This is a genomic window from Bacillus cereus group sp. RP29, assembly GCF_040459765.1.
Taxonomy (GTDB): Bacteria; Bacillota; Bacilli; order Bacillales; family Bacillaceae_G; genus Bacillus_A; species Bacillus_A paranthracis.
This window is the reverse complement of the sequence record NZ_JARVHN010000001.1, coordinates 4,336,614-4,350,484: the sequence shown is the minus strand read 5'-3', so window position 1 is coordinate 4,350,484 and position 13,871 is coordinate 4,336,614. Positions and strand designations below refer to the sequence as shown.

Here is a 13,871-nt window from a genome sequence, read left to right as displayed (position 1 = left end):
GTATTTTCAAACTAACCCCTAAAATTAATATTGACCAGTTAGTTTGTTTGAAATATAATTATTGGTAAATAAAGGAGGAGAATGATGAATCATATAACAGCAGCTAAGCAGAAAGAGGCTCCACCAATAAGTGTACGATATTTTGCAAAAATGAAAGGGAAAGGAAGAAGTCCGTTACAAGTAAACATAAAGGACTCTTTGACGGGACTATTAGGGGGATTTTTAACAATTCTCACCTTAACATATTTAACGAGTATAACTTCTACAGAATTGTTAATGGCTCCATTTGGGGCGAGTTGTGTATTAGCGTTTGGAGTTTGGAATGCACCGTTATCACAGCCACGTAATATTATTGGAGGACATTTGATTTCAACTTTCATTGGCCTATCAATATATCATTTGTTTGGGAATGAATATTGGACGATAGCTTTAGCAGTGGGGATGGCAATAGCCGTTATGATGTTAACGAGAACAACGCATCCTCCGGCAGGGGCTGATCCAATTGTCGTTATTTTAGGAACATACAGTTGGAGTTATTTAGTAACACCAGTTTTAGTTGGTTCCCTTGTTATTGTAGTTATTGCTTTATTCATTAATAACATGAGTAGTAAAAGAAGCTATCCAACTTTTTGGATATAATTAATAAGGTGAAAAACAATTTGAGTAAGTATCCCGTTTTTGCTATGTCTTCATTTCATATACTTTTTAGTTTACAAAGAAAAGACACCCATATAAGAGTGTCTTTTCCAATAGTTTGTTTAGCAGAAGCAAGCAGCTCCAACGATGATTAATAAAATAAACAATACAACTAATAATGCAAATCCTCCAGCAAAACCGCAGCCTCCGCCGCAACTACCACCAAATCCCATAATAGTTCCTCCTTTAATAAGAGGGGAAAACAAAGGGTCACTCGTGTTTTTTAACGGATTCCATTTACTTTATGTTTGACGCCTGAATGTGAGCAGGTCCTTTTGAAAATAAAAAAAGACACCTTGAGGTGCCTTCCGTCCCATTTATTTCATTAATATTCGTTAGCGTAAAATTCTTTTATTAGCTTTATTTCATTTGTATCTGGGTTAAACTTAAATATTTTAATTTGATTAGATTCATCTTTATAGGCAAATGTATGATCGCCAATTTGGGTCATATTACTAGTGTTTAACATAGGATCGCTACTATGGTCAGTGATTTCTACAGGTTTCTCACGGTCCCAAAATGCGATGACGATAATTAAGATGATAAGGCATATACGTATGTTACGTAATTCTCTTGCTAGAGGATGCTCCATATGATAGTCTCCTTTTTCATTTGCTAGATTTTGTGTATAAAAGAGATATTTTCTATGAGAATATAAATAAAAAAGACACTGTAAAAAGTGTCTTTTTTATTTGATTTATGCGCATTGCTTAATAAGACGCTAGTTCCTCAAGTTAAATATGAGTAACTATGTAGGGTGATTTTATTATAACATTTTAACCATTACTGGGTCTATATGGAATTTTATCGATGGTTATGTTTGATTATTCAGAATGGTACATGTAGTGAAAGATATTTATTGCCTATAGTAATTGTAAAATATAACGATGTATATAACTAGTCTTGTAATGAATTTTTATTATATTTAAGATTGAAATAGAAATGAAAAAAGCACAAAGAAGGAGCTGTAGCATATGGGCGCTTGGGGAACTGGATTATTTGATGATGACACGACTTGTGATGTGAAAGATCAATTTATTGAGTATATAGAAGAGGGTAATAGTGCGGAAGAAGCAACTAAGTTCATTTTAGAAGAGTATGTAGATGAGTTTGATATAGAGGAAGAGTTAGAAGAAATATCTTTAGTATATATTGGTCTTGCGGCAATACAATTGGAGAAAGGCTGTCTTCAAGAAGAAGTTCGTAACAAGGCAATTGCATTAATTGAACGTGGGGCTGACCTTGAGCTTTGGGAAGAAGCCGATACGGAAGATTATGAAGAGAGAAAGAGAGTTTTAGATGAATTTAAGCAACAGTTAATTAACGGTTAGTAGTTTACAACATAAAACTTATATATTGTCTAATATATAAGTTGAGGTGAGAGAAACACTTTTGCTTGTATAAAGATGTAATTGAGAAGAATAGTGAAAGTTTAGAGCTTTACGTATGAGAAGGAGACATCTTAATGGATGTCTTCTTTTTTAAAGTATGGAAATTGATTTCCCTTTACACAAACATAACGGTATAATATAGTTAAGTTAAGTGAACTTAACTATTAAACGAAACAAAATAACAGCATGGAGGAAGAGTGCTATGACGAGAACATATAAAGAAATAATTAATGAAATGAACCGAGCCTATAATGAATTCTACATTTTACTATTTCAGGAGTTGAAAGATGAGTACGGTCTTACAGGACAGCAAGAGAGTATGCTATTTCATATTCATTTAAATGAAAACACGACAGCAAATCACATTGCGACTACTTTTAATATATCGAAAAGTGCTGTGAGCCAAGTTTTATCGAAATTGGAAAAGCAGAAGATGATTTCAAAGCAAGTAAATCCTAATAATAAAAGGGAGTATTTCCTTACACTTGGTCCAAACGGTAGTAAGTATATGGAGGAGTTGTCTGAGTTAGATGATGTATTAATTGAGAAGTATTTTTCTAAAATCGATATCGGTGCTTTAGAACAAATGACGGATACGTTAAAGAAAATAAATAAAGTTATATTGGAAGAAAAACAGAAGGATCTTGATTGTAATGAGTAAGAACTTAGATGAGGTAATGAGTAAAAAGGAGGGGAAGCATGTGATGAGTTACATACCAAATATGATTACGATAGCAAACTTTGTATGTGGACTTCTCGCTATTCACGCTGTTTTCGTTCACGATATGTATGGTGCAGTTATGTTCATTATTACAGGTATGGTATTTGATTTGTTTGATGGCATGGTTGCTCGGAAACTAGATGCTTTTTCGGAAATTGGCGGAGAGTTAGACTCATTTGCGGATTTAGTTACCTTTGGTGTGGCGCCGTCTATTCTTGCTTATAGTGTCGCTTTAAAAGATTTGCAGTCTATTGGGATGATATGTGCGCTCGCTTACAGTATTTGTGGAATGCTGCGGCTTGCAAGATTTAATACACAACAAAGCAAACTCCCAACCTTTATCGGCATGCCCATTCCATTTGCGGCAATGTGCCTTCTTATTTTATGCCTCCTGAATAATCCAGTTTCCGTAGCGTTTGGCACATGCGTACTCGCGTATTTAATGGTGAGTAAAATCAAATTCCCTCATTTTAAAAAAGATATATCGGAAAGCTTGAAGTCCGAAAGATGGAATTAAAGAGAAAGGTAAGGAGTATAACATGATTCGTATGGCATTAAGATCATTCAACGTACAAATATATTGTTTGCTAGGCGTGATGTTATTTGGATGGGCGATGACACCTTTTCGAGCCCAGTTCGTAGGGATAAGCATTGGCCTTTTAGTAAGTATGTACTGCGCCTGGATTTTAGGAAGACGTATTGAAAAGTTCGGAGACAGCATCGTAAAAAAAGAAAAAGCACCGATGCTCGGAATGATGAACCGGTTCGCAGCTGCAATTCTCGGCGCGATTATTATGTATGAAATTGAACACCGTGAGTACATGTGGACATTTGCTGGGGGAATTATGGTTGGGTATTTTTTGGTTATTATTAATTTGGGGTATTACAGTATGAGAGATGCGGAGGAATAGATGAGTAAACTCTCAAGTATAGAATGATATACTTGAGGTTTTTTTATTATATAAAAAGTTTGCTCATTTTAAATGTATCTATTACTTGTTGCAACATATCCATTAGAAAAATTCCCATTTCAGTACCTTTAACAATATAACATATATATTCATTATTTTTGAGATCTTAATCTATTACATGTCCCTTTTTCGGAGGTATTTCATTTGTCTAGAAGGATTTTCTATTTATTACAAGAATGAACAGTAACGTATAATCTAATTTCCATGAATGTAATAGGGAGGCAGTGAAATTTGAACAGGAAAATTTGGTATGTATTTACTTGTTTTGCTCTTTTAGTATCTGGTTATATTGTTGTCCAATATTCTATTATGGATGGATTTCAAACAGGGCTTGTAAAAGCGAAACTTATGTATGGATCTAAATTAAGTGAGTTCTGGTATATGATGCTATTTATACATATTACAACGAGTATAGTAGCATTAATAATTGGTCCGTTTACATTATCTACTAAATTTAGAGAAAGGAATATCAACCGTCATCGAATAGCTGGGAGAATCTATATGGTTGGTATATTATTAGGAGGCATTTCTGGACTATACCTATCCTTTTATGCTACAGGGGGATTGGTAGCGAAGCTAGTTTCGGTTTGTTATCCGTATTTTGGCTAACATCAGCATATCAAGCATTACATAGGGTTAAGAATAAAAAAATGAAAGACCATCGAAATTGGATGATCAGAAATTACTCTTTAACCTTTGCGGCAGTTACATTAAGAATTTGGCTACCGTTGTTTATCGTTCTATTTGGAATAGAGCAGTTTGAACTTAGTTACGCGGTTATTGCTTGGTTAGCGTGGGTACCTAATTTAATTATCGCAGAATTATTTATAAGACAAAGACTGAATAAAGGAAAATACGAGGAAAAGGAGGATTTACATTTTTGATGTGAATCTGCTGTCATATTGAGGGCAGAATTTTTCAGTAGTTCAATGTTTTTATAGGTGTAAGCATGTTGCTATCTAACAACGAATAGCGGATTCCTAACGAGAGTAATAATAAAACCCAACATAAAATTTAAGAAAAATTTTATATTTACCCCACTTTTTATTTTAAAAGTTTTTCCTATCCTATAAACAAGTTACATCAAGGAGGAGACTGAAAATGAAGAAGTGGGGATTTTTTATTTTTCATATATTCCCTATATTCGAAGACAAAGTAGAAGATTAAATATATGAACAAAGTACCGATTCTTAAACTATGTTCTAAATAATAGATGAAAATGTAAAGTTAGGGGATTCCACATGCATACAGGAGTTTTAATGAGTTATTTGTATACTTATTTTTTTACAATTATGTTTTGTATTTTATTTCAAATTGGATTTTATTTTAAAGCGAAAAACGATATATCTATTCGACATTTTTTATGGGTATATGTTTTTCTATTCTACCTTTCGCTAGTGTATAAGGTGACGCAGATTGCGACTGTATGGGATATAAGTAGATATGAAACGTGGATTCGTGTAAATCAAATCAACTTGACTCTATTTGATACGGCAGGTAGTACTACGTATCTTTTGAATATTTTACTGTTTATGCCTTTAGGTTTTTTATTACCGACCATTTGGCCGCAGTTTAGAAAAATGAAAAACACCGTATGCACAGGATTCTTTTTTTCATTAGCAATTGAGTTAAATCAATTGTTAAATAATAGAATTACAGATGTTGATGATTTATTTACGAATACCCTCGGGGCGATTATTGGGTATGTATTATATAAAGTATTATATACAGCGTTATTTAAATTGATATTGAAAAGAGAGGGAAAAAAGCTTGATACGAACTCTTCTCTAGTTATAAAATACGAGGCTGTTTTTTGTTTAGTGTGTTCCTTTGTAGGTGCGATGTTAATTTATCATCCAGCTTTATTTGGAAGACCTGTCATCCTTCAGTGAGGCGATTAAGAATTTCTTGTTAATGCCCGTACGATATTTCAATTTGCAAAAAGCCTTTAACTCGTTATAGTTAAAGGCTTTTATCATCATAATTTTTAGTTACCAATTACCCACTCGAGCATCCGCCTTCAACCACTTCACCCAATCCAAATCTTCTATCTTAAGCAAACTGAGTGAAACACCTTTCATATCTAAAGAAGTTAACAGTGTACCGACCTTTACGAATGTAACTTGTAATCCTTCCAGCTCACACAAACGACGAATGTCGTTTGCGAAAATGTATTGTTCCATTAAAGGTGTTGCGCCGAGTCCATTAATAAGGATGGCGAAGTTGTCACCTTTTCGCCAGCGATAAATGCTTTTTAGTTTGTTCATTAGTTCAATCGCTAATATTTCAGAAGAGGATAATGCTTCTTTGCGGTAACCTTTTTCTCCGTGAATGCCGACGCCGTAAAAGACTTCATCTTCGTTTAATGTGAATGAAGCTTGTCCTTTCACTGGATCGTTGGCAGGTGAAAGGGCGACTCCTAATGTGTGTAAGTTCTCGGTAACAGAACGGCCGAGTGTTGTTAGTTCTTCTAAAGAATGTCCTTCAAGGGCAGCCGCACCAAGTATCTTTTGAACGAAAACAGTACCAGAAACGCCGCGTCTTCTTTTATTAAAAGAAGCATCATCTTCAATTGAAACATCGTCATTTACGATGATGTGTTCAATTTTTCTTCCTTCTTCTTTAGCGATTTGCTTTGCCGCTAAAAAATTCTGAACATCATCTTTAAAGTTTTTAATGATGAATAAAATGCTTTTCTCCTTCGGTATGAGGCGAGTTGCCGCCACAATTTGTTCCACTGTAGGCGGAGTGAAGATGCTGCCGTTTACGGCCGCCGTAAGCATGCCTTTTCCTACATAACCAATATCAGCTGGTTCATGTCCGCTACCACCTCCGCTTATAATAGCGACGTCTTGCGTCATTTTTTCGATATCTTTTACATAAATGATGTTATTTGTTTCGTCGTAATTTACTTTGTCGTTATGTTCAAAATAAAAGCCATGCATCATATCTTGAACGATATTTTGTACATCATTCATAATCTTTTTCATTGCTTTTGCCACCCTTTAATTACTTTGCTGATTGCTCCAGTAATAGTAGTAATTGATTGTTTATCATATTTTTCATGAGAGAAGACATAATGGAAGGATTTACTTCGCACTTGCTTTCAATCCAATCTTTTATCGTTCCAACGAAGCCGTGACTATAAAAGGAGGCAATCGTATTTTTTGTCTCATCAGAAAGGCTGAATCCGCAGCTCACGGATAGTTCATCAATAATCTTCATATATAAGTTTTTCGTATGCTCAAATAAATAGTGATTAAACGAGTTTTGTTCAATGACTTTAAAAGCGTTTCGGTAAAATTTTTGATTTTCATAAAAGTAATCCAATAATAAATCGAAAATGTTTTCCCACGTTTCATAGTCGAGAAAGTCGATAATGTTCTCTTTCGTTTCTTCTCTATAAATCCAGCTTAATAGTTCAAATTTATCTTTAAAATGATAATAAAAAGTTTGCCTACGCATTTGACAGTGTAACATAATATCGCTCACTGATATTTTATGAAATGACTCTGTTTCCATTAAATACTTCAATGAGTTCGCGATTATCTTTTTAGAAATTATAGAAGAGGTCATCTCAATCATCCCTAGAATGTTAGTAATATGAAAATCCTACCCATAAATGAGAGCGGTGTCTTTAGACAGATTGTCCATTTTGTCCGTTTACTATAAAACGCTTTCATTTTAACATGGATAGTAAGAAGAAGATTTCAAATATATCACAATATATTAAAGGAATTGAGGGAGAATCACAATGAAAAAGATTATAAACAAACCAGAAACATTAGTAATGGAAATGTGCAACGGAATGGTTATGGCTCATCCAGAGCTTGAGCTTTTGAAAAAATATAAAGTCATTAAGAAGAAAGAAATGAACGAAAACAAAGTAACGTTAATTAGTGGCGGCGGTAGTGGTCATGAGCCGGCACATGCGGGATTAGTCGGAAAAGGAATGTTAGATGCGGCAGTGTGCGGAGATGTGTTTGCGTCACCTTCACAAATTCAGGTATACCAAGCGATTAAAGAGACAGCTAGTAAAAAAGGTACGTTATTAATTATTAAAAATTACAGCGGCGATATTATGAATTTCAAAAACGGAGCGCATTTAGCGACGGAAGATGGAATTGAAGTAGATTACGTAAAAGTGGACGATGATATTGCGGTAGAAGATAGCCTGTACACAGTAGGGCGCCGCGGCGTTGCGGGCGTTATTTTAGTCCATAAAATTGCCGGTGCAGCAGCGGAAGCAGGTATGGATTTAGGAGCGGTGAAAGCTGTAGCCGAAAAAGCAGCGGCTAACGTGCGCACAATCGGTTTAGCGTTAACGTCTTGTACAGTTCCAGCGAGCGGATCACCTACCTTCACACTTGCGGAAGATGAAATGGAATACGGCGTAGGTATTCACGGTGAACCAGGAATTAAACGTGAAAAAATGTTGTCAGCAGATGAACTAGCGAACCGTATGACAAATGATTTAATGAAAGATTTAGGAGTAAAAGATGGCGAGGAAATTGCACTGCTAGTTAACGGTTTTGGCGGAACACCACTGCAAGAACTTTACCTATTTAACAATGCAGTTACGAGAGAATTAGCTGCTAGAAACATTAAAATCAATAGAGTATTCGTCGGCAACTATATGACGAGTATCGACATGGCTGGTATGTCTTTAACAGTGATGAAGCTAGATGACGAGCTAAAAACATTACTATCAAAAGAGTGTAATACACCAGCGTTTAAAGTAGATGGGCCAGTTGAAAGTGTTGAGTATGTAAATGTACTTGAAGAGACAGAAGAGAAGGAAGTTTCATTTGAACTAGAAACAGCGGAAGAGCACGCTGTGATTAAAGAGAATGTCATCACATTAAACAACATGATTTATCTCGTTGATAAAATGAGCGATATTATTATTAAAAATGAAGTACCGTTCTGTGAGCTAGACACGCATGCTGGTGATGGAGACTTCGGAATGAGTGTAGCAAAAGGATTTAAGCAATTAAAACGTGAGTGGCATTCGATTGTAGAACAAGAAAACGTAACGATCGGATCATTCCTTGACGGTTGTTCCATGATTATTATGGAACATTGCGGCGGCGCATCTGGTCCAATTTGGGGCGGTGCATTCCGCGCAGCTAGTAAAGCAGAAGGCGAGAAGCGTGAGTTAACAGTGAAAGAATTTGCTGAAATGTTGCAAGCAGCACTGCAAGGCATACAATCGATCAGTGAAAGATCATTCGGCAGAGGAGCGGTAGTTGGTGATAAAACGCTTGTTGACGCACTTGCTCCATGTGTAGATTCTTGGTTAGATAACGCTTCAAATGAAGTAGACATGAAAACTGCCTTTGAAAAAGGGGCAGAAGCAGCGGTTAAAGGAGCAGAGTACACGAAAGAAATCGTAGCTCGCATGGGCCGCGCCGGTACAGTTGGTGAAAGAAGTTTAGGATATCCTGATGCAGGTGCGCATGCACTTGGAGTTATCTTTACGGAGATTGCAGGTAGTTTGAAATAGGAATGAGAAAGTCCCTTTGCCTTAAGGTGAAGGGGCTTTTATATAGTTGGTAGAAGACTATTTTCGGGCTCTCTGTAAAATATGAATTTGTTACTATTTTTGATAAAATTTTATTTCAAAAATACAACTAATATTTCTCAACATTAATATATTGAAAATAATTAGAATATTTAAGATAATCGTTTGTGAAGAAAGAAATTATAAAAAAGGGGGAATTTATTTTGTTACGTCGCTTATCTATTTGTACTTTATTAACAGCTTTTATGTTTACTTTATTTACATTTAACAGCTCTGCTTTCGCGGCTACGAATACTACTGAAAATAAAACAGTAGTAGCAGCTTGTGCCAAGGGAGGTACGGTAGGTACATATGGTGCAAAGATGCGCAGTGGTTACACTGTGGGATCACCTGTCTTACATACATTTACTAGTGGTCAGAAAATTACTGGCACATGGGTAACAGGTGAGTATGTTCAAGGGCATTATAGTAATTCTAAACAGTGGTTAAAAGTTACTTATAAAGGGATGACAGGTTATGTATCCCACACAACATTATATAACGTTTGCTCATAAAACTATGTAATATAATAGCTTTTGAGATATTGAACTAATCCCTTATAGGGATTAGTTTTTTTTATCTCCTTGAAAAATATCCATATTTAACTAAGTTAGTGTATAGATAACCATTTTTTCTAAGGATTTATTGGATTAATAGTTTTAATATTAGTTGTTAATTAGTATGGAGAAATTTATCATGCAAGAAGATTGAGAAATCAAGAATTATAAAAAATTATAGTATCTTCGATATAAAACTTTCTTTGGATTTATAACTATAAGTAAAATGGCAACTATTGAATAAAAAATTGCAGTATACATAATTAATTCAATTAATGGTCCATTTATTATGCCAATAAATAAATTAAAGAAAAAGTGGATGATCATTGGAACAATTAAATTTTGATTTAAATTATAAAATGTTGCCATGATAATTGTAGTAGATATAATTGCAATCATAAAAAATAAAATATATTTGATTAAATTACTGCCTGTAAAACCTGTAGTAAACCATATAGGCAGATGCCACATTCCCCACCAAAAACCAATAATGATTGAAGATTTTAATGGCGAGTATTTTTTCTGGAGCTCCATTAATGCAAAACCCCTCCACCCTAATTCTTCTCCTAGTGGTCCAGATACAATAGTTTTAACAACATAATAAATTAACACGCCCCATGTAGTTCTATTAAAAATAGAGTCTGCTTCACTATTAGTCGAAATGAGAAACAGCATTGTCAAAAATATAATTATTTGAATCATACTGACAGTAAGAACGATAGAGTAGTTAAGTTTATTTTTAAATCTATCTTTTACGAATTGAATAAAACTTTGTCCAGGATAAATTCTTTTAAATAGAAACATAAAAGCAAAAGTGGAAGACCAAGCTGATATGCAGAGCATTACATCAAAAATCCAAGTTGGAAAATGTAATAACTTTGTAATTCCTACAAGCAGAAAAAGTGGCCAAAAAATAATGTTGGTTAGTAATATAAAACTTACCACCGGCTTTTTCAGTCTTTTATCTTCAGTCATATACAATTCCACCTTAAGTTAAATTTTTAACATGCAATAATGTACCTATTCAGCGCGTTGAGATGATGCACCGAGTATTCTTTCTATTATATCTATATGTTCTTTCAAAATATTACTTAGTTAATTAATAAAGGGAATTTTCAACTAATTGTTCACATAAAATTCATTCTTGGAAGTAAAGTTCTAAAAGTAATTTATCCATAGTGATATTAAAATTACTACTAACAGGGGGAGTACCACATCGCTATCATGCTAACAAAAATAAACTACACAAAATTAATTTTTTTGCTTCATATGTTAAAGAATATGGAACAAAAACCAGAAAATGAAAAGATTTATACAGAACTAGAGGTATATATAGTTTTATACATTTACATAGTTTTTTAATTTTAAACAGTAAACTAATTCTGGATGGTGTCCTTCTTCAATCTCTCCTGTTGGCCTAAAACCCACTTTTTCATAAATCCGCTTTGCGCGTTCATTATCGTGAATAACCGATAAGAATATTTCTTCGCATTTGTACGTCTGAACCATACTATCTATTACTGCTTTTAAAACAGGAACCCCATACCCTATCCCTTGATATTGATGGCCAAGCATCATACTAATTAACTCATATTGCTTCGTTTCATTTCTAAACCCATACGAAGCAAAACCTATTAAAACATCATTATCATATATAGCTTTCGGAGTAAACCCAAACGTTTGGCAAGCTGCAAGAAAGAAAGCATTTGAACCAACCCATCTTTCATATATTTGAATGTGTTTTTCTTGAAGTTTATCTGATTTTAAATTAATAATTTCAAAGAAATTTTCTTCTGTTACATCTATTAATTTTAGATTCATCTTTTCCCCTCTTTCCATTTTTTACATTATCTATTCTAATTCTTTATCGTATTTCTTATTCCTTTATCTTCTTAATCAATAACTCATTAGTATTCTACATACTAATTGCATGAATTAAGAGGTTTCGTGCACTACTTCTTGGAAGTTGATCATGTAGCGCTCTATTTCGTAATTCACTATGCTTTCCAAAGAAAATAATGAAAGGCAAGGCGATGAATACATTTGCAAAATGACAATATTGTAAGAATACACGAATGTTTGTAAGAAAGTTCGATGTTTTCCTTTTTCTTTTTTTATTATAGTGAAAAAGAAGAACGAAATATTCTCTTATGTAGGAAAGGAAGATAATAATGATTGATCTATTAAATAAATGGATGTTAGAAAGTACAGGGAATTTCAATATTGTTGTAGGACTTACAGCACTTCTATTTTTAGGTTCAGTAATTGCACTTATTATTATTTACAAAAAAATTGGTAAACCAGATGAAGGAACAAATGCTATTTATTTAAAAATTACTTCTCGTATGTTTATTACTCAAATTCTAATGAATGCAATATTTATTTCTTTAGTTGGTAAAGATATCGAGAATTTCCGTCAAATCTTTATATTATTTGAAGCTTTTGTATTCTTTATTGGAGCTATTTATTCGTTTAAATTATATAGACAGGAATACAAATAGTTCACTTATAAGAAACAATAAAAAATGTAAAATTTTCCTTTTTAGTTTACTGTATATTCTATACATATGAGGTTAATATAACGTCTCATTATCGGTAGCAAGAAAAAGGCGAATTCCAAACTTCAAAAGGAATTCGCCTTTTTCTTTTTCTATAACCCTATCCATCTCTTTATACATTCCTATCATGGCGGTACCCCATTTATAGGTTATGAGAAAGGGTATTTTTTGCACTATTATCTATTCTTGGATATTATTAATAATATCTATATGAACTTATGTTTTTATTAAAAAAGTTTGGCGGTGTGTAAAATGATGAAAGGGATTAAAAATATTGAAACGAAAGAACCGATAAACATGTTTCTATATATTCCCTGTAGTACTCTTTTGTTTGATAATATTTATCAACATTTTATTCTTGGAAAGGATTTTACACTAGAGAAGCTTTTATTTGAACTCGTATTTTTATTTATTTTCATTTCATTTTTTTTATGTAATAAGTGTTTACAAAAAATGAATAAACAAATGTTTACAAAATATATTTTTCTTGGTGTTAGTATTATTTATCTTTTGGCATATGATCTTATGTTTATACGTGATCCAGGTTCGTCTTTACATATCCCATATTTAGAGTGCTTCCTAGTAATTTCTGCACCTTTATTTTTAAGTATTCATTATCTTCTAACGGTATCTATTTGTATGGTATGTAGATTTTTAATTGCTATTTATTATTTTGAAATTAATTATCCAATATCATTAATATTATTGTTTCTAATCATTTTTGTTACGTCATTTTTTGTATTTCTTTCATTAAAATTTTTAGTACAAAAAATTAAAGCATCCTATGAAAAACAAATGAAAGAAACAGCTTTATCGATAATGAGGATAATGGAATTAAAGGATCAATATACGAAAGGACATAGTGAACGTGTAGCCAATTATGCTACGATTCTTGCTAAAGAAACAAATGAATATGATGATAATTTTTTAAAACAATTTCATTTTATTTGTTTATTACATGATATAGGGAAAATAGGTATTCCGGATGAGGTTTTAAAGAAAGCATCTTCTCTTACAGAAGAAGAGTATAATCTTATTAAGACACACCCACAATTAGGATTAGAAGTTTTTAAAAATATATCTTTAATAAAAGGTAATGAAGACATAATTCTTTCTCATCATGAAAGATGGGATGGAAAGGGCTATCCTCAAAAACTAAAAGGAAATCAAATACCATTATGCGCAAGAATTGTTGCAATAGCAGATGCTTTTGATGCGATGACTTCTTCAAGAGCGTATCGTTCGGCTCTATCTCCTGAAGAAGCGTATAGACGTATTATAGAAGGATCTGGTACACAATTTGATCCTTCCATGGTCGAGATTTTCAAAAAGGTATTTCCTTTGTGGGAAAAAATGGTCCCCAATTCTTTTCGTTAAAAACACATGTCTGAAATCGATTCTTATTTCAGGTATG

At 33.3% G+C, this 13,871-nt stretch carries 16 protein-coding genes and 1 pseudogene; 11 read left to right on the top strand and 6 right to left on the bottom strand.

The annotated features are described in order from the left end of the window. Positions 1 to 84 precede the first annotated feature (84 nt). Entirely contained in the window at positions 85 to 639 is a 555-nt protein-coding gene (locus QCI47_RS23075; protein WP_353811961.1) for an HPP family protein, read from the top strand. Positions 640 to 758: 119 nt separating this feature from the next. Here QCI47_RS23075 and QCI47_RS23070 read toward each other — a convergent pair whose 3' ends face one another. Both QCI47_RS23070 and QCI47_RS23065 read right to left on the bottom strand, forming a co-directional pair. Beyond that, the gene (locus QCI47_RS23070) at positions 759 to 869 is read right to left on the bottom strand and encodes a YjcZ family sporulation protein (RefSeq protein WP_000505679.1); all 111 of its coding nucleotides are present in this window, start codon (positions 867 to 869) and stop codon (positions 759 to 761) included. 152 nt (positions 870 to 1,021) lie between these two features. Beyond that, positions 1,022 to 1,288, bottom strand: coding sequence for a YmzC family protein (locus tag QCI47_RS23065; protein ID WP_061131448.1), 267 nt, complete (start codon positions 1,286 to 1,288; stop codon positions 1,022 to 1,024). 382 nt (positions 1,289 to 1,670) lie between these two features. On the opposite strand from QCI47_RS23065, the gene QCI47_RS23060 reads away from it, so the two are divergent. The 6 genes and pseudogenes from QCI47_RS23060 to QCI47_RS23035 all read left to right on the top strand — a co-directional run bounded on the left by QCI47_RS23060 (position 1,671) and on the right by QCI47_RS23035 (position 5,671). Further along, on the top strand, positions 1,671 to 2,027 hold the full coding sequence (locus tag QCI47_RS23060) for a hypothetical protein (RefSeq protein ID WP_000501489.1): 357 nt from the start codon (positions 1,671 to 1,673) through the stop codon (positions 2,025 to 2,027). Between the two features lie 262 nt (positions 2,028 to 2,289). Further along, complete coding sequence (locus tag QCI47_RS23055; RefSeq protein WP_000198926.1) at positions 2,290 to 2,748, top strand: MarR family winged helix-turn-helix transcriptional regulator; 459 nt, start codon at positions 2,290 to 2,292, stop codon at positions 2,746 to 2,748. Then, positions 2,741 to 3,325, top strand: coding sequence for a CDP-diacylglycerol--serine O-phosphatidyltransferase (pssA, locus tag QCI47_RS23050; protein ID WP_140394909.1), 585 nt, complete (start codon positions 2,741 to 2,743; stop codon positions 3,323 to 3,325). Before QCI47_RS23055 ends, pssA begins: the two co-directional genes overlap by 8 nt. Positions 3,326 to 3,347: 22 nt before the next feature. Next, positions 3,348 to 3,719, top strand: a complete 372-nt coding sequence (locus QCI47_RS23045; RefSeq protein WP_086708024.1) for an ATP synthase subunit I — start codon at positions 3,348 to 3,350, stop codon at positions 3,717 to 3,719. Positions 3,720 to 4,010: 291 nt separating this feature from the next. Continuing rightward, a pseudogene (locus tag QCI47_RS23040) lies at positions 4,011 to 4,663 on the top strand (DUF2306 domain-containing protein). A 357-nt stretch (positions 4,664 to 5,020) separates the two neighbouring features. After that, positions 5,021 to 5,671: a VanZ family protein gene (locus QCI47_RS23035; protein ID WP_309422042.1), complete on the top strand. Its 651-nt coding sequence runs from the start codon at positions 5,021 to 5,023 to the stop codon at positions 5,669 to 5,671. A 99-nt stretch (positions 5,672 to 5,770) separates the two neighbouring features. Here QCI47_RS23035 and dhaQ read toward each other — a convergent pair whose 3' ends face one another. Both dhaQ and dhaS read right to left on the bottom strand, forming a co-directional pair. Continuing rightward, positions 5,771 to 6,769, bottom strand: coding sequence for a DhaKLM operon coactivator DhaQ (dhaQ, locus tag QCI47_RS23030; protein WP_309422044.1), 999 nt, complete (start codon positions 6,767 to 6,769; stop codon positions 5,771 to 5,773). A gap of 19 nt (positions 6,770 to 6,788) precedes the next feature. After that, a complete protein-coding gene (dhaS, locus tag QCI47_RS23025) occupies positions 6,789 to 7,355 on the bottom strand; it encodes a dihydroxyacetone kinase transcriptional activator DhaS (RefSeq protein ID WP_250669685.1) in 567 nt (188 codons plus the stop codon). A gap of 178 nt (positions 7,356 to 7,533) precedes the next feature. Here dhaS and dhaK point away from each other — a divergent pair, with 178 nt between their 5' ends. After that, the gene (gene dhaK / locus QCI47_RS23020) at positions 7,534 to 9,285 is read left to right on the top strand and encodes a dihydroxyacetone kinase subunit DhaK (RefSeq protein WP_353811960.1); all 1,752 of its coding nucleotides are present in this window, start codon (positions 7,534 to 7,536) and stop codon (positions 9,283 to 9,285) included. Positions 9,286 to 9,506: 221 nt separating this feature from the next. Continuing rightward, a complete protein-coding gene (locus QCI47_RS23015) occupies positions 9,507 to 9,857 on the top strand; it encodes an SH3 domain-containing protein (protein ID WP_000946189.1) in 351 nt (116 codons plus the stop codon). A gap of 207 nt (positions 9,858 to 10,064) precedes the next feature. Here the strand turns inward: QCI47_RS23015 and QCI47_RS23010 are convergent, their stop codons facing one another. Then, positions 10,065 to 10,874: a CPBP family intramembrane glutamic endopeptidase gene (locus QCI47_RS23010; protein WP_071741442.1), complete on the bottom strand. Its 810-nt coding sequence runs from the start codon at positions 10,872 to 10,874 to the stop codon at positions 10,065 to 10,067. 363 nt (positions 10,875 to 11,237) lie between these two features. Further along, on the bottom strand, positions 11,238 to 11,720 hold the full coding sequence (locus tag QCI47_RS23005; protein WP_001049722.1) for a GNAT family N-acetyltransferase: 483 nt from the start codon (positions 11,718 to 11,720) through the stop codon (positions 11,238 to 11,240). Positions 11,721 to 12,070: 350 nt separating this feature from the next. Here QCI47_RS23005 and QCI47_RS23000 point away from each other — a divergent pair, with 350 nt between their 5' ends. Both QCI47_RS23000 and QCI47_RS22995 read left to right on the top strand, forming a co-directional pair. After that, positions 12,071 to 12,400, top strand: coding sequence for a hypothetical protein (locus tag QCI47_RS23000; RefSeq protein WP_000566279.1), 330 nt, complete (start codon positions 12,071 to 12,073; stop codon positions 12,398 to 12,400). Between the two features lie 309 nt (positions 12,401 to 12,709). Then, a complete protein-coding gene (locus QCI47_RS22995; protein WP_309422049.1) occupies positions 12,710 to 13,834 on the top strand; it encodes an HD-GYP domain-containing protein in 1,125 nt (374 codons plus the stop codon). The last annotated feature ends 37 nt before the right edge of the window (positions 13,835 to 13,871 follow it).

What these genes read in the sequence shown, in the direction of transcription:
- QCI47_RS23075 (WP_353811961.1), top strand. Translation starts at nt 85, where the DNA reads ATGAATCATATAACAGCAGCTAAGCAGAAAGAGGCTCCACCAATAAGT.
- QCI47_RS23070 (WP_000505679.1), bottom strand. Translation starts at nt 869, where the DNA reads ATGGGATTTGGTGGTAGTTGCGGCGGAGGCTGCGGTTTTGCTGGAGGA.
- QCI47_RS23065 (WP_061131448.1), bottom strand. Translation starts at nt 1,288, where the DNA reads ATGGAGCATCCTCTAGCAAGAGAATTACGTAACATACGTATATGCCTT.
- QCI47_RS23060 (WP_000501489.1), top strand. Translation starts at nt 1,671, where the DNA reads ATGGGCGCTTGGGGAACTGGATTATTTGATGATGACACGACTTGTGAT.
- QCI47_RS23055 (WP_000198926.1), top strand. Translation starts at nt 2,290, where the DNA reads ATGACGAGAACATATAAAGAAATAATTAATGAAATGAACCGAGCCTAT.
- pssA (WP_140394909.1), top strand. Translation starts at nt 2,741, where the DNA reads ATGAGTAAGAACTTAGATGAGGTAATGAGTAAAAAGGAGGGGAAGCAT.
- QCI47_RS23045 (WP_086708024.1), top strand. Translation starts at nt 3,348, where the DNA reads ATGATTCGTATGGCATTAAGATCATTCAACGTACAAATATATTGTTTG.
- QCI47_RS23035 (WP_309422042.1), top strand. Translation starts at nt 5,021, where the DNA reads ATGCATACAGGAGTTTTAATGAGTTATTTGTATACTTATTTTTTTACA.
- dhaQ (WP_309422044.1), bottom strand. Translation starts at nt 6,769, where the DNA reads ATGAAAAAGATTATGAATGATGTACAAAATATCGTTCAAGATATGATG.
- dhaS (WP_250669685.1), bottom strand. Translation starts at nt 7,355, where the DNA reads ATGACCTCTTCTATAATTTCTAAAAAGATAATCGCGAACTCATTGAAG.
- dhaK (WP_353811960.1), top strand. Translation starts at nt 7,534, where the DNA reads ATGAAAAAGATTATAAACAAACCAGAAACATTAGTAATGGAAATGTGC.
- QCI47_RS23010 (WP_071741442.1), bottom strand. Translation starts at nt 10,874, where the DNA reads ATGACTGAAGATAAAAGACTGAAAAAGCCGGTGGTAAGTTTTATATTA.
- QCI47_RS23005 (WP_001049722.1), bottom strand. Translation starts at nt 11,720, where the DNA reads ATGAATCTAAAATTAATAGATGTAACAGAAGAAAATTTCTTTGAAATT.
- QCI47_RS23000 (WP_000566279.1), top strand. Translation starts at nt 12,071, where the DNA reads ATGATTGATCTATTAAATAAATGGATGTTAGAAAGTACAGGGAATTTC.
- QCI47_RS22995 (WP_309422049.1), top strand. Translation starts at nt 12,710, where the DNA reads ATGATGAAAGGGATTAAAAATATTGAAACGAAAGAACCGATAAACATG.